Annotated in this window: 15 protein-coding genes, 1 pseudogene and 1 riboswitch; of the genes and pseudogenes, 7 read left to right on the forward strand and 9 right to left on the reverse strand. The window is 69.5% G+C overall.

Annotated features, from left to right (window positions below):
* Positions 1-244, forward strand: a pseudogene (locus ACN675_RS21735) (cytochrome ubiquinol oxidase subunit I); the annotation flags it as partial.
* A 48-nt stretch (positions 245-292) separates the two neighbouring features.
* Here ACN675_RS21735 and ACN675_RS21740 read toward each other — a convergent pair.
* Positions 293-589 carry a DUF2470 domain-containing protein gene (locus tag ACN675_RS21740; protein WP_420752820.1) on the reverse strand — a complete coding sequence of 99 codons (297 nt, stop codon included), beginning with the start codon at positions 587-589 and terminating at the stop codon, positions 293-295.
* Positions 590-748: 159 nt separating this feature from the next.
* Here ACN675_RS21740 and ACN675_RS21745 point away from each other — a divergent pair, with 159 nt between their 5' ends.
* Positions 749-1,177: a CBS domain-containing protein gene (locus ACN675_RS21745; protein WP_420752821.1), complete on the forward strand. Its 429-nt coding sequence runs from the start codon at positions 749-751 to the stop codon at positions 1,175-1,177.
* A gap of 10 nt (positions 1,178-1,187) precedes the next feature.
* On the opposite strand, the gene ACN675_RS21750 is transcribed toward ACN675_RS21745, so the two are convergent.
* The 3 genes from ACN675_RS21750 to thiC all read right to left on the reverse strand — a co-directional run bounded on the left by ACN675_RS21750 (position 1,188) and on the right by thiC (position 6,292).
* Positions 1,188-2,582: a WS/DGAT/MGAT family O-acyltransferase gene (locus ACN675_RS21750; RefSeq protein ID WP_420752822.1), complete on the reverse strand. Its 1,395-nt coding sequence runs from the start codon at positions 2,580-2,582 to the stop codon at positions 1,188-1,190.
* A 179-nt stretch (positions 2,583-2,761) separates the two neighbouring features.
* On the reverse strand, positions 2,762-4,348 hold the full coding sequence (locus tag ACN675_RS21755) for an MDR family MFS transporter (protein WP_420752830.1): 1,587 nt from the start codon (positions 4,346-4,348) through the stop codon (positions 2,762-2,764).
* A 213-nt stretch (positions 4,349-4,561) separates the two neighbouring features.
* Positions 4,562-6,292, reverse strand: a complete 1,731-nt coding sequence (gene thiC / locus ACN675_RS21760) for a phosphomethylpyrimidine synthase ThiC (RefSeq protein WP_420752823.1) — start codon at positions 6,290-6,292, stop codon at positions 4,562-4,564.
* Positions 6,291-6,400, reverse strand: a riboswitch (TPP riboswitch). (Overlaps the previous gene by 2 nt.)
* Positions 6,401-6,709: 309 nt before the next feature.
* Between thiC and ACN675_RS21765 the strand changes: the two genes are divergently transcribed.
* A complete protein-coding gene (locus ACN675_RS21765; RefSeq protein WP_420752824.1) occupies positions 6,710-8,401 on the forward strand; it encodes a PHA/PHB synthase family protein in 1,692 nt (563 codons plus the stop codon).
* A gap of 30 nt (positions 8,402-8,431) precedes the next feature.
* Here ACN675_RS21765 and nadC read toward each other — a convergent pair whose 3' ends face one another.
* Genes nadC through nadA form a run of 3 tightly spaced genes read right to left on the reverse strand, consistent with a single transcriptional unit; the run spans position 8,432 to position 11,901 of the window.
* On the reverse strand, positions 8,432-9,298 hold the full coding sequence (gene nadC / locus ACN675_RS21770; RefSeq protein WP_197255387.1) for a carboxylating nicotinate-nucleotide diphosphorylase: 867 nt from the start codon (positions 9,296-9,298) through the stop codon (positions 8,432-8,434).
* A gap of 3 nt (positions 9,299-9,301) precedes the next feature.
* Complete coding sequence (locus ACN675_RS21775; RefSeq protein WP_420752825.1) at positions 9,302-10,873, reverse strand: L-aspartate oxidase; 1,572 nt, start codon at positions 10,871-10,873, stop codon at positions 9,302-9,304.
* Entirely contained in the window at positions 10,870-11,901 is a 1,032-nt protein-coding gene (gene nadA, locus ACN675_RS21780) for a quinolinate synthase NadA (protein WP_197255389.1), read from the reverse strand. The genes ACN675_RS21775 and nadA overlap by 4 nt, the downstream gene beginning before the upstream one ends.
* 80 nt (positions 11,902-11,981) lie before the next feature.
* On the opposite strand from nadA, the gene ACN675_RS21785 reads away from it, so the two are divergent.
* On the forward strand, positions 11,982-12,692 hold the full coding sequence (locus ACN675_RS21785) for an NUDIX hydrolase (RefSeq protein ID WP_420752826.1): 711 nt from the start codon (positions 11,982-11,984) through the stop codon (positions 12,690-12,692).
* A 725-nt stretch (positions 12,693-13,417) separates the two neighbouring features.
* Complete coding sequence (locus tag ACN675_RS21790) at positions 13,418-15,169, forward strand: cutinase family protein (RefSeq protein WP_420752827.1); 1,752 nt, start codon at positions 13,418-13,420, stop codon at positions 15,167-15,169.
* 83 nt (positions 15,170-15,252) lie between these two features.
* On the opposite strand, the gene ACN675_RS21795 is transcribed toward ACN675_RS21790, so the two are convergent.
* Together ACN675_RS21795 and bioB are read right to left on the reverse strand one after the other, a co-directional pair.
* Positions 15,253-15,450, reverse strand: a complete 198-nt coding sequence (locus ACN675_RS21795; protein ID WP_420752828.1) for a hypothetical protein — start codon at positions 15,448-15,450, stop codon at positions 15,253-15,255.
* Between the two features lies 1 nt (position 15,451).
* Positions 15,452-16,465, reverse strand: coding sequence for a biotin synthase BioB (bioB, locus tag ACN675_RS21800; protein ID WP_197256709.1), 1,014 nt, complete (start codon positions 16,463-16,465; stop codon positions 15,452-15,454).
* Between the two features lie 120 nt (positions 16,466-16,585).
* Between bioB and ACN675_RS21805 the strand changes: the two genes are divergently transcribed.
* A complete protein-coding gene (locus tag ACN675_RS21805) occupies positions 16,586-17,212 on the forward strand; it encodes a TetR/AcrR family transcriptional regulator C-terminal domain-containing protein (protein WP_248674882.1) in 627 nt (208 codons plus the stop codon).
* A 42-nt stretch (positions 17,213-17,254) separates the two neighbouring features.
* Entirely contained in the window at positions 17,255-18,550 is a 1,296-nt protein-coding gene (locus ACN675_RS21810; protein ID WP_420752829.1) for an SWIM zinc finger family protein, read from the forward strand.
* Positions 18,551-18,713: the final 163 nt, after the last annotated feature.

Raw genomic sequence — 18,713 nt, forward strand, 5'->3', positions numbered from 1 at the left:
AGTCGACGACCCGTGGGGCTATGGCAACTCGCTCGAGTGGGCCACCTCGTGCCCGCCGCCGCGGCACAACTTCACCGAGCTGCCGCGCATCCGGTCGGAACGTCCGGCGTTCGAGCTGCACTACCCGCACATGTCGGATCGGATGCGCGCCGAGTCGCACGTCGGCTGGGGCAGCGGCAGCCACGAAGTCACCGAGGAAGCGCACCTCCAGGATCTCGCGGACCGCACGCCGAAAGAATATTGACCGCCCGCGGTCGGGGAGTACCGCCCGCCCGCGCTCGGGGCGTTCGAGTCAGTGCTCGGCGGGCGCGACGCCGAGTCGTTCGCAGGCCGCGTGGTAGAGCGCCACCACCGCACCACGGATCGCCGCCCGGTCGGTGGCCGGTTCGAGCCACGGCACCCGCACGATCCGCTCCCCGTCGGCGGTGGTCAGCTGCCACTGGCCGGCCTCGGCGTCGAGACCGATCATGCGTGCGGCCGTGGCGGTGGGCTCCGCGAAGGCACGGACGATCAGCAGGTTGTCGTCGGCATGGTCGTCGTTCATGTGTCCGGTCACGGCAGCGACGACATCGGCATCGAATCGAGTCACGGCGAGGAGCCTAGCGAAGCCGAAACCGGCGCAGGCAGCCGCGCATCGGTCACGAGTCGGTAAAGACGACGGGACGGGTCGCGACCCTGGCATACGCTCGATGTCTGCCGGTGCTGGACGCGGGCGGGTAACGGACGAGCGGATGGATCGGAGATCCGGATGCGAATCGCGGATGTGCTGCGCAACAAGGGCCGGGCCGTCGTGACCGTGCCCCCGACCGCGACCGTCGGGGAGGTCGTCGAAGTCCTGGCTACCCGCAATCTGGGCGCCCTGATCGTCCTCGAGGACACCGCCCCGATCGGCATCGTCACCGAACGCGACGTGGTGCGGTTGATCCACGTGCACGGCCCCGGCGTCCTCGACGCACGCGTCTCCGACGTGATGACCACGGCGATGTACACGTGCCTTCCGAGCGACAGCGTCGACAGTCTCGCCGAGACCATGACCGAGCGGCGGATCCGGCACCTGCCCGTGCTCGTGGACGGGCAACTCGCGGGCATCGTCAGCATCGGCGACGTCGTCAAGAGCCGCATCGACGAACTGCAGGCCGAGCGCGACCAGCTCGAGTCGTACATCGACCACGGCTGACGACCACCGCCTACGCCGGCGCGCCCACCTCGTAGGCGGCCTCGAGCGCCTCGAGTTCCGCGCCGAGATGATCGAGCAGCGGATCCAACTGCCGGATGCTGCGCCCGCACGAGGTGAGACCGAACGCGATCTCGCCGTCGGTGCTCGTGCACGTGATGTTCAGCGCCTGCCCGTCGACCGGAACCGACAGCGGATACAGGGCGTCGACGCGGCAACCGTTCCAGTACAGCGGGTCCGTGGGACCGGGCACGTTCGAGACGATCACGTTGAACGGTGGCCGCGGCAACGCCCGGTTGCCGGTGAGCACCCCCACCGCGAGCGGCGCGATGCCCAGGGCACTCGCCGCGAGCCGCGACACCGTCGACATCCCTTCCATCGACTGCTTGCCCTCGGCCATCGAGTCCCGGACGGCGTCCAGCCGGGCCTGCGGGTCGGCGAGGTGGGTCGCGAGATTGCACATGAGGACGCCGATGTCGTTGCCGCCAGGATCCTTGTCCTTGCGCAGCGACACGGGCACCATCGCGATGAGCGGATCGTCGGGCAGGGCATCGTGTTCGAGCATGAACGTGCGCAGCGCGCCCGCCGACATCGCGAGCACGACGTCGTTGACGGTGGCACCGGCGGCCTTCGCGACCATCTGCACGCGTTCGAGCGGCCACGAACGGGCCGCGAACCGGCGTGCCCCCGCGATGGGCACGTTGAACATGCTGTTCGGCGCGGACAGCGACATCGACCCACCGCGGTCGTGCAGCGCCCGATCGACGGTCCCCACCAGTGCCGGCACGAGCCCGACGGCCTCCGCGACGGTCGCCCGCACCGCACGGACGATCGCGCCGGGCAGGTCGATGGCGGTACCGACCGCGGACCTCGCCGGATCCGAGCGGTCCACGGTGCCCCACGGCGCCGGCATCCCGGTCTCGCACGGATCGGTGGAGAGCACACGCCGCAGCAGTTTCATCGCACCGACACCGTCGGCGAGGGAGTGATGGATCTTGACGTAGATCGCGTACCTGCCGTCGGCCAGCCCCTCGATCAGGTAGATCTCCCACAGAGGCCGGGACCGGTCCAGGACGGTGCTGTGCAGGCGCGACACCAGCTCCCACAGCTCGTCGATACCGCCCGGCCGCGGCAGAGCGTTGAAGCGCACGTGGTGGTCGAGATCGAAGCGAGGATCCTCCTCCCACGCCCACTGCCAGAGCGTGGACAGCGACCGCACCGCGCGGCGGCGCCACAGCGGCGCCACATCGTCGTCGCGGGACAACGCCTCGACGAACAGAGCTCGAATATCCTGGTCGGTGGCGCCCTCCGGTGGCTGCAGCAGCAGCAGTCCCCCGACGTGCATGGGATGCTCGCGGGACTCGCCGAGAAGGAACATCGAATCGGTCGGTGACATCGGTAACCGCATTCGGATTCTTTCCGCTACCCGCCACGCGAGAGCTCACTTCGGGGTGAGCCCCCTGCAGCTCACCGGAAAAGCACCCGCAGTGAGAACGATCACATCGGGTGCCCTCCAAGTTCTACGTGATGAACCACCCGGATTTCCACCGATAGAACGACCGATCTGATGCACTGCTGATGCATATTTCAGTTCTCGGCGTCCGTAGCCCGGGCCGCCGCGAGGCCGGAATCCGGCCGCAGCGGAACCTCCCGCCAGAGCAGCACCAGCACGACCGTCACCACGCCGACGACCGAGGTCACGAGGAATACCGTGTCCATCGCGTCGGCGAACCCGTCGGCGAGCGGTCGTGCGAGAACCGGGTTCAGCCGCTGCACGATCGAACTGTCCCCGAGCACCGATCCGACCGCATCCGGATTCCGTTCGAGCACACCGCGGGCGAACGACGCGTCGGCCGGATCGCCCCCGCGCGCCGCCGCGGTCAGCGCCGACCGGAAACCGGGATCGGCGGCCGCGGCGGTCAGACGCTCGGCGATCGCGGGAGTGACCCGGGCGAACAGGATCGACAGGAACACCGCCACCCCGAGGGTGCCGCCGATCTGCCGGAAGAACGTGGCCGCCGCGGTGGACACCCCCATGTCCTGCGGTGGCAACGCGTTCTGCAACGCGAGGGTGATCGGCTGCAGGAGATTGCCCAGGCCGAACCCGAGGACCGCCATGTAGCCCATCACGAGCGGCAGCGCCGTGTCCGTGGCGATCGTGTGCAGCAGGAACATGCCGACGGTGAGCATCGCCGATCCGATGACCGGATAGATCCGGTAGTGCCCGGTGTGCGCGATGAGCTGGCCCGAGAACACCGAGCCCACCATGATGCCGAGCACCATCGGAATCATCTGGAGCCCGGCGATCGTCGGCGACGATCCCCGCACCACCTGCAGGTACTGCGGCAGCAGCGAGATGCCTCCGAACATCGCGGTGCCGACGAGCAGCGAGATCAGCACACCCAGCGCGAACGTGCGATTGCGGAAGAACCGCATCGGGATCAGCGCCGCGTCCTTCATCCCGATCTCGACGGCGACGAACACCGCCACCCCGATACCGCCGACGAGGTAGCAGCCCACCGCGGGGCCGCTGCCCCAGCCCCATTCGCGGCCCTGCTCGGCGACGACGAGCAGCGGCACCACCGCGACGACGAGCGCCAGCGCGCCCCACCAGTCGATGCGGATCGCCCGGCGCTGCGCGGGCAGCCGTAGATTGCGGGCCACCACCGCGAGCGCGAGCACCCCGACGGGGACGTTGACCAGGAACACCCACCGCCAGCCCGTGATGCCGAGCAGACTGCCGGTCCCGGCGAAGAAACCGCCGAGGACCGGACCGAGCACGCTGGAGACGCCGAACACGGCGAGGAAGTACGCCTGGTATTTCGCCCGCTCGCGAGGCGCGAGGATGTCGCCGAGGATCGCCAGCGCCAGCGACATCAGGCCGCCGGCACCGATGCCCTGGACCGCACGGAACGCGGCGAGCATGTACACCGAGGTGGCGAACGAGCACAGCAGCGAACCCAGCAGGAACACCGAGATCGCCGTCAGGTACAGCCGACGTCGCCCGTAGATGTCGGACAGCTTGCCGTACAGCGGCGTCGTGATCGTCGCGGTGACGAGATACGCCGTGGTGACCCACGCCTGCAGCGCATAGCCGTTCAGGTCGTCGGCGATCGTCCGGATCGCGGTGGCCACGACGGTCTGGTCGAGGGCGGCCAGGAACATCCCCAGCATCAATCCGCTGAGGATGGAGAGGATCTCGCGGTGCGTGAACGCGACCGATGCGGCCGGGTCGGCACGGTCGCGGTCGGTGCCCGTCACCGTTCCACTCTGTGCCCGGCCCGGCCGGTCGGCAAGTACCACCTGTCGTCACCGGCGTGACCTCGCCGGACATGCCCGGCGTCCTCGCCGATCGGCCCTGCCGCCGGCCCGTTCCGCCGGCGAACCTCACGGGGTCGGGACGGCGGGAGTATCGAGATAGACCGTGCCGCCGGCTGCTCGGAACTCGGCGGATTTGTGCTGCATCCCGGCGACGACCGCCTGCTCGGTGGCATCACCGAACCTGTCCCGGATGTCCTGGGAGATGCGCATGGAGCAGAACTTGGGCCCGCACATCGAGCAGAAGTGCGCGGTCTTGGCCGGTTCGGCCGGCAGCGTCTCGTCGTGGAACTCCTCGGCGGTCTCCGGATCCAGGGACAGAGCGAACTGGTCCCGCCACCGGAACTCGAAACGCGCCTTCGACAACGCGTCGTCTCGCTCGGCGGCACCGGTATGTCCCTTGGCGAGGTCGGCGGCGTGGGCAGCGATCTTGTACGTGATGACCCCGGTCTTCACGTCGTTCCGGTTCGGCAGTCCCAGATGCTCCTTCGGAGTGACGTAGCACAGCATCGCCGTGCCGTGGCGGGCGATCTCGGTGGCCCCGATCGCGGAGGTGATGTGGTCGTAGCCAGGAGCGATGTCGGTCACGAGCGGGCCCAGGGTGTAGAAGGGCGCGCCGTGACACAGCTTCTGCTGCCGCTCCACGTTCTCACGCACCAGGTGCAACGGGACGTGGCCGGGCCCCTCCACCATGACCTGTACGTCGTGGGCCCAGGCGCGGGCGGTCAGTTCGGCGAGGGTGTCCAGCTCGGCGAACTGGGCGGCGTCGTTGGCGTCGGCGATCGACCCGGGCCGCAGCCCGTCCCCGAGGGAGAAGGCGACGTCGTAGCGGGCGAAGATCTCGCAGAGCTCGTCGAAGTGGGTGTAGAGGAAATTCTCCTCGTGGTGGGCCAGGCACCACCCCGCCATGATCGACCCGCCCCGGGAGACGATGCCGGTGACCCGCTCGGCCGTCAGCGGCACGTAGCGCAGCAGCACCCCGGCATGGACGGTCATGTAGTCCACGCCCTGTTCGCACTGCTCGATCACGGTGTCGCGGAAAATCTCCCAGGTCAATGCCTCCGCCTGCCCGTCGACCTTCTCCAGGGCCTGATAGATCGGCACCGTGCCGATCGGCACCGGGGAGTTGCGGATGATCCACTCCCGGGTGGTGTGGATGTCCTCGCCGGTGGACAGGTCCATCACGGTGTCCGCGCCCCAGCGGGTGGCCCAGCGCATCTTGTCGACCTCTTCGGCGATGGAGCTGGTCACCGCCGAGTTGCCGATGTTGGCGTTGATCTTCACCAGGAACGCTCTGCCGATGATCATCGGCTCGGACTCGGGGTGGTTGATATTGGCCGGGATGATCGCTCTCCCCGCCGCCAGCTCGGCGCGCACCAGTTCCACATCGCAGTTCTCCCGCATTGCCACGAACCGCATCTCCTGGGTGATGATCCCGGCCCTGGCATAGTGCATCTGCGTGACCGTCCGGCTTGCCTTCGCGCGCACCGGGATACGGCGAGGCCCTTTCCACTCGCGGGACGCCTCACCACGCCGGGCGGCCGAGCGTCCGTCGTCGAGCAGATCCCGTTGCCGACCCGGGTACTGCTCGACGTCGCCGCGCGCAGCGATCCAGGAGGCCCGCGCCGGCTGGAGCCCGACCTCCGGGTCGCTGCCGGGGCCCTCGGTGCGGTAGACCCGCAGTGGCGGGTTGGCGACCCCGCCCGGGGAGTTCTCCAAGCGGATTTCCGTGACGGGAACGTGGAGGTCGTGTTCCTCGTCGTGGACATGGGTCAGGGCATGGGTGTTCGATGCGCTCATCGGAACTGTGCCTACTTCCTTCGCCGGCATTACCCGGACAGGTTCGACGGTCGCAGGCTGCGTCAGCCCGATCTCAGCCCCTGCAACAGGGCTCCCGTGTGGACGGCACCGACACTAACACCGGTGCCGGACCAGGTCCCCAGCCAGGGTCCGCACCGACGGCGCGACTTCAGGGACTTGCGTTGCCGTGATGGATGTTTCATGGTCCCGCGGGTTCGGTATCGCCGAGATCGCACCCTGGTTCTATCGATATCCATTCGCACACCGCTGATTCCGTCGTCCGGGACGGCGCAACAGGGTTCCTCCGGGCCGAGATACATACTGCTTGAATGTGCTGTCTTGTAATGCAATTCGATATCGTCGGCCGCCACGGCACTTATCCGGTGCGACAATTCAGGTGTCGAAGGGAGACCCGCGATGACCCAGACACGACCCGTGATCAGGGACGACGTCGAGGAATCGATCGGTGGTGGCGAGGACGTCGCACCCCCTGGGCTCGGGATGGCCCTCGGCGCCCTGGCCGACGTGTTCGGTCACGGACGGACGGTGGCCCGGCACAGCGCCGCGCTCGGCAAGGAACTCGCGAAGATCGCCGTCGGCCGGTCGACGGTGGCCCCGGCCAAGGGCGATCGCCGGTTCACCGACCCGGCATGGGATACGCACCCGGCCTACCACCGAATCGAACAGACCTATCTGGCGGCCACCGGCGCCGTCGACGGCGTGGTCGACGACGTGGGCAGCGCGATCGACCCGCGCCGGGCGGCCGAGGCCAAATTCGCCGCCGACATCCTCACCGCGGCCCTGGCCCCGACGAACTACCTGTGGACCAACCCCGCGGCACTGAAGGAAGCATTCGACACCGCCGGACTCAGCCTGGTGCGCGGCACCAAGCATTTCGTCACCGATGTGATCGAGAACCGGGGAATGCCGTCGATGGTGCCGCGCGACGCCTTCACCGTCGGCAAAGACCTCGCGGTGACCCCGGGAGCGGTGATCTCCCGCGACGCGGTCGCCGAGGTGCTCCAGTACACCCCCACCACGACCACGGTGCGCAGCCGGCCGGTGCTGGTGGTGCCGCCACCGATCGGCCGGTACTACTTCCTGGACCTGCGGCCGGGACGCAGCTTCGTCGAGTACAACGTCGGCCGGGGCCTGCAGACCTTCATGCTGTCGTGGCGCAATCCCGGCGCCGAGCAGGGCGACTGGAACATGGACACCTACGCCGCCCGGATACTCCGGGCGATCGACGAGGTGCGGGAGATCACCGGCAGCGACGACGTGAATCTGATCGGGTTCTGCGCCGGCGGCATCCTTGCCACCACGGCGCTCAACCATCTCGCCGCCCGGGGCGATGACCGGGTGCACAGCATGGCGTACGCGGTGACGATGCTCGACTTCGGTAACCCGGCCCTGCTCGGCGCGTTCGCGCGCCCCGCCCTGGTCCGGTTCGCCAAGGGCCGCTCGCACCGCAAGGGCCTGATCAGCGCCCGGGACATGGGCTCGGCGTTCACCTGGATGCGTCCGAACGATCTGGTGTTCAACTACGTCGTCAACAACTACCTGATGGGACGTACCCCACCGGCGTTCGACATCCTCGCTTGGAACGCCGACGGCACCAACCTGCCCGGCGCCCTGCACGGCCAGTTCCTCGACATCTTCCGCGACAATCTCCTCGTCGAACCCGGCGCCCTCACCGTGCTGGGCACGCCGGTGGACCTGAAGTCGATCACCGTGCCCACCTTCGTCTCCGGTGCCATCGCCGATCACCTGACCGCGTGGCGCAGCTGCTACCGCACCACCCAACTGCTCGGCGGCGAAACCGAGTTCGTGCTCAGCTTCTCCGGCCACATCGCCAGCCTGGTCAACCCGCCCGGCAATCCGAAGGCCCACTACTGGACCGGTGGCACACCCGGTCCGGACCCGGACACCTGGCTCGAGCACGCCGAACGACAGCAGGGCAGCTGGTGGCAGGCCTGGGCGGACTGGACGCTCGCCCGCAGCGGAGAGGAGACCGCCGCGCCCACCGCGCCCACCGCGCTCGGCAGCGACCGGCATCCGCCGCTCGAACCCGCTCCCGGCAGGTACGTCCGTGATCTCCCCGCCGACTGACCACCGGCACGTCGTCGTCCGGACCGGGTACTACATGTCGAGCCCGAGGTCGAGGACCGTCACCGAGTGCGTGAGCGCGCCGACCGCGAGGTAGTCGACGCCGGTGCGCGCATAGTCCGCGGCGACCTCGAGGGTCAGCCCACCGGACGATTCGAGCCGGGTCTGCGGCGCGTGGGTGTTGCGGCGCTGCACCGCGATCTGCGTCTGCCACACCGGGAAGTTGTCGAGCAGGATCAGCTCGGCCTTCTCGGCGAGCACCTCGTCGAACTGTTCGAGGCTGTCCACCTCGACCTCGCACGGGATGCCCGGGGCGTGCGCACGCACCGCGCGCAGCGCTGCGACCACCGAGCCGGCAGCGGCAACGTGGTTGTCCTTGATGAGGGCCTCGTCGCCGAGACCCATACGGTGGTTGACACCGCCACCGACACGCACCGAGTACTTCTGCAGGGCGCGCAGTCCGGGCAGCGTCTTGCGGCTGTCGCGGATCTTCGCCTCGGTCCCCGCGACCGCGTCCACCCAGTGCGCGGTCGCGGTGGCGATGCCGGACATGTGGCACATCAGGTTCAGCATGGTGCGCTCGGCGGTGAGCAGGCCCCGCGTCGGCGCCTCGACGGTGAGCACCGGCTCACCGGCCTGCACCCGATGCCCGTCCTGGACCCGGTCGAGCACCTGGTAGTTGCCGTCGCCGATCACCTCGTCGAGGACCATCAGACCCACGTCGACGCCGGCGATCGTGCCCGGCGAGCGCGGCACCACCGCCGCGGTCGCGACCGCGTCCGCCGGCACAGTCGCTTCGGACGTGACGTCGGCGCCGTAACGCAGGTCCTCGTCGAGCGCGACGCGGATCAGGGTGAGGATCTCGTCGCGGTCGAGGCCTTCGGGCAGCTCGGTGGCCATTGTCTAACGCACTCCTGTCAGGTCGGGGATGGTCAGGGCGACATCGCCGTCGACCAGGCGGATCTCGAGGCTGCGAGCCTGTGCCGGATCGGTGTCGGGGCAGTCGCTGCGGGTGTGGCAACCGCGGCTCTCGGTTCGGGCGCGGGCCGCGACGAGCAGCGCGTCCGCGGTGACGGTCAGCGCCGCGTCCTCGAGCGCGGTGGTGTCGGTGCACAGGCTGTGCCCGGCGTCCATGAGACCGGCCTGGGCCGCGGCGAGCCCGGCGTCGTCTCGGACGACCGGGGCGTGGCGAGTCATCAGGGTCTGCAGGGTCGCGCGGTCGGCCCGTCGGAGGGCCGGCAGCGCCGTGTCGGTCGCTTCCACGCGCAGCCCGGCGCGTTCCTCGGCGGCGGCGTGTCCGGCGCGTTCGCCGAGCACGAGTCCTTCGAGGAGGCTGTTGGAGGCCAGCCGATTCGCACCGTGCAGGCCGGTGCGGGCGACCTCCCCCGCGGCGTACAGGCCGGGAACCCCGGTGCGGCCGTGCACGTCGGTGACGACGCCACCGCACGAGTAGTGCGCGGCCGGGGCGACCGGGATCAGGTCGGCGGCCGGGTCGAGACCGACGGCCAGGCACGAGGCCGTGATCGTGGGGAACCGTTCGGCGAAGCCGTCGAGGTGCCGCGCGTCGAGGAACACGTGCTCCTCCCCCAGCACGGCAAGCCGCTCGGCGATGGCACGGGAGACCACGTCGCGGGGTGCGAGATCGCCCAGCGGGTGCACCCCCGCGGTGATCGAGGCGCCGTGGGAATCGACGAGGCGTGCGCCCTCGCCGCGGACCGCCTCGCTGATGAGCGGGCGGCGGCCCTCGCCGCCCCGCGCGTACAGCACGGTCGGGTGGAACTGCACGAATTCGACGTCCGCGACCGCGGCGCCGGCATGCAGCGCCAATGCGATGCCGTCGGCTGTGGCGCCGGGAGGATTGGTGCTGCACGCATACAGCTGCCCCAGCCCACCGGTGGCGAGCAGCACGGCGGGGGTGTGGACGACGCCGAGGCCGCGCTCGTCGAGGACGAGCACCCCGGTGACGCCACGTGCATCGGTGAGGATGCGCGCGGCTGCGGCCCCGAACAGCACGGGCAGGCTCGCGGCGTTGAGCGCGCGCTGCACCTCCATGCCGGTGGCGTCACCGCCGGCGTGGATGATGCGCCGGGTCGAGTGCCCGCCCTCGCGGGTGCGGGCGACGTCCCCGTCGCGGCCGCGGTCGAAGACGGCACCGAGGTCGGTGAGCGCGGCGACGGCGTGCGGGCCGGCGCTGACGATGGAGCGGACTGCGTCCTCGTCGCACAGGCCGCCACCGGCGGCGAGGGTGTCGGCGACGTGCGAGTCGACGCTGTCGCCGGTGGGGGCGACCACGGCGATGCCGCCCTGCGCGTACTGGGTGGAGGTGTCGGTGGGGCCGCCCTTGCTGAGGGTGAGCACGGTCAGCCCGCGCCGCGCGGCGGCGCGGGCCGCGGTCAGTCCCGCAACGCCGCCGCCCACGACCACCAGGTCGGCGTGGGCCTCCCAGCCCACGCCGACCCCCGGAGGCGTCGTCACTCGCCGCCGCCGGGATTGCCGATGGCGATCATCCGCTGCACGGACAGGCGGGCACGTTCGGCGACGGCCGGATCCACGTGCACCTCGTCCTTCCCCTCGCGCAGGCAACGCAGCAGGGAGGCGGGGGTGATCATCTTCATGTACGGGCAGGAGGCGCGGTCGTTGACGGCCTGGAAGTCGATGCCCGGCGCAGCCTTGCGGAGCTGGTGGAGCATGCCGACCTCGGTGGCGACGAGGACCTGCTTGGCGCCGGTCGCGCGGGCGGCGTCGATCATGCCGCCGGTCGAGAGGATCTTGACCTTGTCGTCCGGCACGAAGCCTTCCCCGGCCAGGTAGAGGGCGGAGGTGGCGCAGCCGCACTCGGGGTGGACGAACAGGTCCGCGTCCGGGTGCGACTTGGCCTGGGCGGCCAGTTCCTCGCCGTTGATGCCGGCGTGGACGTGGCATTCACCGGCCCAGATGTGCATGTTCTCGCGGCCGGTGACGCGCTTGACGTGGGCGCCGAGGAACTGGTCGGGCAGGAACAGCACCTCACGGTCGGGGTCGATGGAGGCGACGACGTCGACCGCGTTCGAGGACGTGCAGCAGATGTCGGTCAGGCCTTTGACCTCGGCGGTGGTGTTGACGTACGAGACGACGACGGCGTCCGGGTACTCGGCCTTCCATTCGCGCAGCTGATCCGCGGTGATCGAGTCCGCGAGCGAGCAGCCGGCGCGCTCGTCCGGGATCAGCACGGTCTTGTTCGGGCTGAGGATCTTCGCGGTCTCGGCCATGAAGTGCACGCCGCAGAAGACGATGGTGTCCTCCTCCGCCTCGGCGGCGATGCGCGAGAGCGCGAGGGAGTCACCGACGTGATCTGCGATGTCCTGGATGGCAGGCAGCTGGTAGTTGTGCGCCAGCAGCGTCGCGTTGCGCTCGCGGGCCAGCCGACGGACCTCCTCGGCCCACTCCGGCGTCGCGTCGATGCCGGCGTAGCCGCCGGGGCCGTCGACGATTGCGGCGGCTCCCGCCCACTCGATCGTGGTCATGGACTGGCTCCTTCGTGCAATCCGGGGCGGGCTGCGCCCGGATTTCCGTATTCGGGGGTTTTCGACTTAGGATCGAAAACATGCCACATAGTAACACTCATCACGAAGTGCTCATCGTGGTGTTCCAGGTTCGCCACTTTCCGGCCACCCCCGAGAACCCCGCAACCGGGCCGGAACTGGCGGTTCTGCTTTGGCAGCGGGCCCTCGATCCGGAGGCCGGAACCTGGTCGTTGCCGGGTGGGCAGCTGCGGGACGACGAGGACCTCACCACCTCTGCGCGCCGCCAGCTCGCCGAGAAGGTGGATGTGCGCGAGGTCTCCCATCTCGAGCAGTTGTCGGTGTTCTCCGCTCCGCACCGCATCCCCGGCCCCCGCACCATCGCGTCCACCTATCTCGGCTTGGTACCGAGCACGTCGGATCCGCAGTTGCCCGACGACACCGCTTGGCACCCCGTGGCGAACCTGCCGGAGACGTCCTTCGACCACGGCGTGATGGTCGACAACGCCCGTGCCCGTCTGGCAGCGAAGCTGTCCTACACGAACATCGCATTCGGGCTGGCCCCCGCGGAGTTCGCCATGTCGGAACTGCGCGACATCTATTGCGCCGCGCTGGGTTACCAGGTCGATGCGACGAACTTGCAGCGAGTTCTCAAGCGCCGCAACGTGCTGACCGCGACCGGCACGACCGCCCCGCCCGGACGCACCGGCGGCCGCCCCGCCGCCCTCTACCGGTTCACCGATTCACGCCTGCGCGTCACCGACGAATTCGCCGCCCTGCGCCCGCCCTGCTGACGTGGATCGCGCCGGATCGAACATCCAGGCGCAGTGGATGATTCGATACCACGCACCGACCCTGGTGATCATCGCATCCGAAATCGCTGCGATACGAGTCCGTTTCACTCGGGCAGTTCATCCGGCCCCTGGGGATCGCACGACCGCGTGCACAGCAACGGCTCGCACGGACAGCTCAGATCCGGGTTGCAGACTGGGGGCACCGTGCCGGAAAACAGACTTCGGATTCGATATCAGGGGCGTCATCGTAAGACGCATCGAATATCCGGCTCGGCCGTCGCCGACGAACGGCCACGCTTGCCCGATCATGAACCAGATCTCACTGTCCGGAGCCGTCCGGGCTCTCACAGCAAAGCTCGCTGGGCCAATAACTTTCGGTGGCCCGGAGAACGGTGCTCGGGTCGGCTGACTCCATAACACTGCGTAGCCCGCAGGGAACACTGGGCGGTAGCCCGCAGGGAACACTGGGCGGTAGCCCGCAGGGAACACTGGGCGGTAGCCCGCAGGGAACACTGGGCGCACCCAGCATCCTACGAGTCGAAGCTACAGAGCCGCTGCGTTTTCGCACATTCGCCCGCAGCCGGTACCACCTGGGACCGGACGCAGATCGACGACACGAGCCTCGGAAATGTAACGCCGTCGCCGGGGCGGCCGACATGCCCTGTGACGCGGGGGCACCCCATTGCGGGGTGGTCGATGGGTGACCACAACCGGATTGGACGGATATGGCAGAGCAGACGGCGTCGCATCGACGGCGGATCGCAGCGGGCTTGGCGGCCCCGGCAGTGTTGGGAGTGGCGGCGCTGGTGGCGGTTGCCGTGACGGGGACCGACACGCCGGTCAGAACGGACACCGCTCTGGTCGCGATGACCAACGAATGCCACGACATGGTGAGCATCGCCATCGGTGGCCGGAACGACAGCCCGCGCAACGGCCAGCACGCCATGCTCACCACTCCCGACGGCACGACGCTGCCCGCCGCGATGTCCGGGGACTACAACAGCCACTGGGTCGACCCGGTGGTCAACGCCCCACGCGACGCCGGCAAGGACTACGCCGCGTTCTACGTCGAATATCCCGCTCACATGGCGTCCTACGAGGACGCGGTCGAGACGGGCGTCGACAACGCCCAGACCGTGATGAAGGCGATCCGCGCCGAGTGCCCGAACACGCAGTTCGCGATCGTCGGATACAGCGAGGGCGCCGACGTGGCCCGCCGCGCCGCGATGGAGATCGGCAACCAGAAACAGAACGAGGACGGCTCGTACGACATCATCGACCCGAACTACGTGGTCGGTGTCGTCATCCTCGCCGACGCCGGCCGCACCGCGGGCGAGGGTCCGTTCCCCGGCGCGCAGGATCCGTTCCGCAATCCCGACGGATACGACCGCCCCTACCAGTCCGGGAACACGAGCGCCGACGGCAGCGGCATCGCGACGGACACCAGCGGCGGCTTCGGTGCCCTGGACGGCAGGATCGCCTCGTTCTGCTCCGAGGGCGACTTCACGTGCGACGCCCCGGAGAACATCGCGCTTCTCCAGCTCGCCTCGAACGTCGGCCGGCAGCTCAACGTCGACCGGATGCAGGACGAAGGCCTCACCCCGGCAACCGGTCAGGACCTCGCGGTCACGATCGGCCGCGTCGCAATGCTCGCGTTCGCCGACATCCAGGCGCAGGGCAACTGGATGCAGACCGACGAGACCTTCCTCGACGTGCTGATCAAGGTGTCCGATCCCGGCTACACGCCGACCCAGCCGACGGACGTCGCCGCCGACACGGAGCTGAAGCTCAGCGCGGCGGAGAACCTGGTGTATCTGCCCGCGAAGGTGCGCAACGAGATCATCGGCTTCATCGCGGACAACGCGAACACCATCCCGGTCGCGCTGAGCGATCCCTACCAGCAGACCCTCGGCGAGGTCAGCGGACACCACTTCGACTACTGGCGCGACGCGGACGCGGCGAACGGCAAGCCGCTGACCTCGGCCGAATACGCCGCCCAGTGGCTCACCCACCTGGCCGAGCAGGCCGACAAGGGTGAACTGCCCAAGTCCACCGCGAAGAGCGCCTCCGCGGACGCGCTCGCGGTGACCGCGGAGACCACCTCCGAGACGGCGACGAGCACCACGACGACCCCGAGCACCGACGCGGTGACCACCGAGCCCGGGACCACCCCGGCCGGCACCACCCCGTCCACCGCGGGAATCACCACCACGGGAACGTCGGATGCCGCCTCGGCCCCGGCACCGGTCGCCGACACCGCTGTCGCGCCGGCCGCGACCGATGCGGCGGCAACCACCCCGACCGCGACCCCGGAGACGGTGATCCAAACCCCCGCGACCGGGACGACCGAGACCGAGACCGGGACCGCCACGACCGAGACGACGGAGACCGCGCCGGCAACGTCGACGACGACCGGCACCACGACCGTCGCTCCCACCACGACGACGACCACTCCGGTTCCGCCGCAGCAGCGCTGAGCGGGAGGACGAGGCCCGGAGGGTTCTTCCCTCCGGGCCTCGTCGTATGTTCAGCACCTTCGCAGGTCAGCGCCGTTGCAGGTTCAGCGCTGCTCGTCCTGGGCCGAATCGATCGTGCCGTGGCGAGAGCACCGCGCCCACCATCCGTCCGGGGCGATCTGGACGATCATCCGGCGGCCGCACTGCGCGCAGAAGCGCGGCGGTTCGAGACCGAGGTGCGCGGCACGCGGCCGGACCGGCTCGGCGCCGTCGAGCACGGCGCCCGTGAACGGATCGAACATGTCAGAAGCTTTCGCTCAGGGCCTTGATCGGCATCTTCAACTCGCCGAGCAGGTCCAGATCGGATTCGGCCGGGCGCCCCAGGGTGGTGAGGTAGTTGCCGACGATGACGGCGTTGATGCCGCCGAGGATGCCCTGCTTGGCACCCAGGTCGCCGAGGGTGATCTCGCGTCCACCGGCGAACCGCAGGATGGTGCGGGGCAGCGCGAGCCGGAACGCGGCGACCGCGCGCAGCGCGTCGGCCGCGGGCAGCACGTCCAGGTCGCCGAAGGGGGTGCCCGGGCGCGGGTTGAGGAAGTTCAGCGGCACCTCGTCGGGGCCGAGTTCGGCGAGTTCGGCGGCGAACTCGGCGCGCTGCTCGAGCGTCTCCCCCATCCCGAGGATGCCGCCGCAGCACACCTCCATGCCCGCTTCGCGGACCATCCGCAACGTCTCCCACCGCTCCTCCCAGGTGTGGGTGGTGACGACGTTCGGGAAGTACGAGCTGGAGGTCTCGAGGTTGTGGTTGTAGCGGTGCACACCCATCGCGGCGAGCTGGTCGACCTGCTCCTGGGTGAGCATGCCCAGCGAGCACGCGACCTGGATGTCGACCTCGTTGCGGATGGCCTCGACACCGGCAGCGACCTGCGCCATCAGCCGGGCGTCCGGGCCACGGACCGCGGCGACGATGCAGAACTCGGTGGCTCCGGTCTTGGCGGTCTGCTTGGCGGCCTCGACGAGGCTCGGGATGTCGAGCCACGCGGATCGCACCGGGGAGGCGAACAGACCCGACTGCGAACAGAAGTGGCAGTCCTCGGGGCAGCCGCCGGTCTTGAGGCTGATGATGCCCTCGACCTCGACCTCGGGTCCGCACCACTTCATGCGCACGTCGTGCGCGAGGGTCAGCAGGTCCTCAAGCCGCTCGTCGGGCAGTTGCAGCACTTCGAGGATCTGGTCGCGGCGCAGACCGTCACCGCGGTCGAGCACCTGTTCGCGGGCCACCGCGAGGATGTCGGTGGGGGCGAGTGCCTTGGTCACGGCGGATCTCCTGGAGTATCGGGAACAAACTTGAACACCGTTCACTTGAACAGCGTTCAGGTTAGGGCGGTGGTCGACTACTGTCAAAGGGGACAAGCACGAAACAGAGGGAGCGAACAGGTGCAGTTGCGACGCGGCGACGTCCTCGACGGCGCCATGGCGATCCTCGACGAATACGGGCTCGGCGACCTGACGATGCGCAAGCTCGCCGGATCGCTCGGCGTGCAACCGGGCGCCCTGTACTGGCATTTCCCCAACAAGCAGACGCTGCTGGGCGCGATGGCCGACCGCATCCTCGAGGGCGTCGACGCCCCGCCGAGCACCGAATCGTGGGACGAGGCCCTCGCCGAACTCGCGCACCGCTTCCGCGCCGCGCTCCTCGCACACCGCGACGGCGCCGAACTCGTCGCCTCCAGCTACGCGTCACGGCTGACCACCTCCCGCGCCCGCGACAGTTTCGTCGCCGTCGCACAGCGCGCGGGGCTGTCCCGCGCGCACGCCGAACTCGCCGGCTACGCGCTGCTGCACTATGTACTCGGCCACACCGTCGACGAGCAGTCGCGCCTCCAACTCGCCGAATTCGGCGCGCTCACGCGGTCCCCGGTCTCCCCCGACGTGACCACCGAAACCCCCGCGACCTCCGACGACGACCTGCTCGACGGCGATCCGGCGGTCCGGTTCGACTTCGGTCTGGATCTGCTCGTCGACGGCATCCGGCGCCGGCTCGACGAACACGTCACGCACTGACGGTTGGCGTCCTGTCGGACCCCTCCCGTACGTTGCTCCGACGTGACGACACCCTGGTCCCCCGCTCAGATCGCCGCGGCCGCCCCCGACCGTTCGTCGGAGACGGCGGCTCGCGGGCTGGCGTCGAAATGGACGGAGACCGGACGCAGCGACCGCGCCCTGTGGGGTGTGTGCCGCGGCAGCGGCGCGAGCAACTACCTGACGTCGGTGGACCTGACCGGGCCCGCCTATCGGTGTTCGTGCCCGAGCCGGAAGTTTCCCTGCAAGCACGCCCTGAGCCTGCTCATGCAGTGGTCCGCGGGGTCCGTCCCCGAAAGGACCGCACCCGACGCCGTCACCACCTGGATCAACACACGGGACGAAAAGACCGAAAAGGCAACGGCTTCCGAGGACACTCCCCCGAAGGAAACCGACCCGGCCGCGCTGCAGCGCCGCCTCGAACGTGCCGCCGCGGGACTCGAGGACCTCGATCGCTGGCTCACCGACCGCATCCGCAACGGACTCGGGACCGTCGACCACGGCTACGCCACCTACGACGAGATCGCCGGACGCATGGTCGACGCGCAGGTACCCGGCGTCGCCGGGGCGCTGCGGACGCTGCCGTCCGTCGTCGCGACCCACGAGGACTGGCCCGCACTGATTCTCGGTGAATACGCGCGCCTGCACCTGCTGATCCGGGCCTTCCGGAGCCTCGCGGAACTGCCCGAACCCCTGGTCCGATCGGTCTACACCCACCTCGGATTCCCCACCAGGACGGACGAGGTGCGCCGCGAACCCGCGATCCGCGACCGCTGGCAGGCGGTCGCGAGCCGCACGACCGAGGACAACCGCATCTACACCCGCAAGCTGTGGCTGCGCGGACGGGACACCGGACGATGGGCAGTGGTGCTCGATTTCTCGCACGGCACAACACGATTCGACGCCGAGGCGCCCGTGCCTGGCACCCTCGTCGACGCCGACCTGCACTTCTATCCCGGGGCCGCGCCGTTGCGCGCGGTGATCGGCACCCGGCACGCGGCACCGGAATCGTTCACGACGCTGCGGGCGACGGATTTCGACACCGCGCTCAGCGACTACGCCGGCGCGCTCGGCGCCGATCCGTGGATCCGCTCGTGGCCGGTGCTGCTCACCGCCGTGACACCCACCCGCATCGACGACCGGTGGTGGCTCGTCGACCGGGCCGACCGCGCCCTGCCACTGACCGGTGATCTCGACAGCCGCTGGCGCCTGCTCGCAGTGTCCGGCGGCCACCCGGTGACGGTGTGCGGCGAGTGGGACGGGCGCGCCGTGACGCCGGCCTCGGTGTTCGAGCCGGGCCAGGAGGCGGTCGCCCTGTGAGCACGCACGGACTGGACACCCTGACCTCGGCGGCGCTGCTGGGCACCGCCCGTACCGAACCCGACTTCGCCGCGCTGCACACCCACGACGCGGCCGCCGCCATCGTGGCCCCGCCCGAGCACCGCCTGCTCGGTGCCGCGGCACTGGAACGGGCGTTCGTCGC

This window comes from Rhodococcus sp. O3 (assembly GCF_048897285.1).
Lineage (GTDB): Bacteria > Actinomycetota > Actinomycetes > Mycobacteriales > Mycobacteriaceae > Rhodococcus.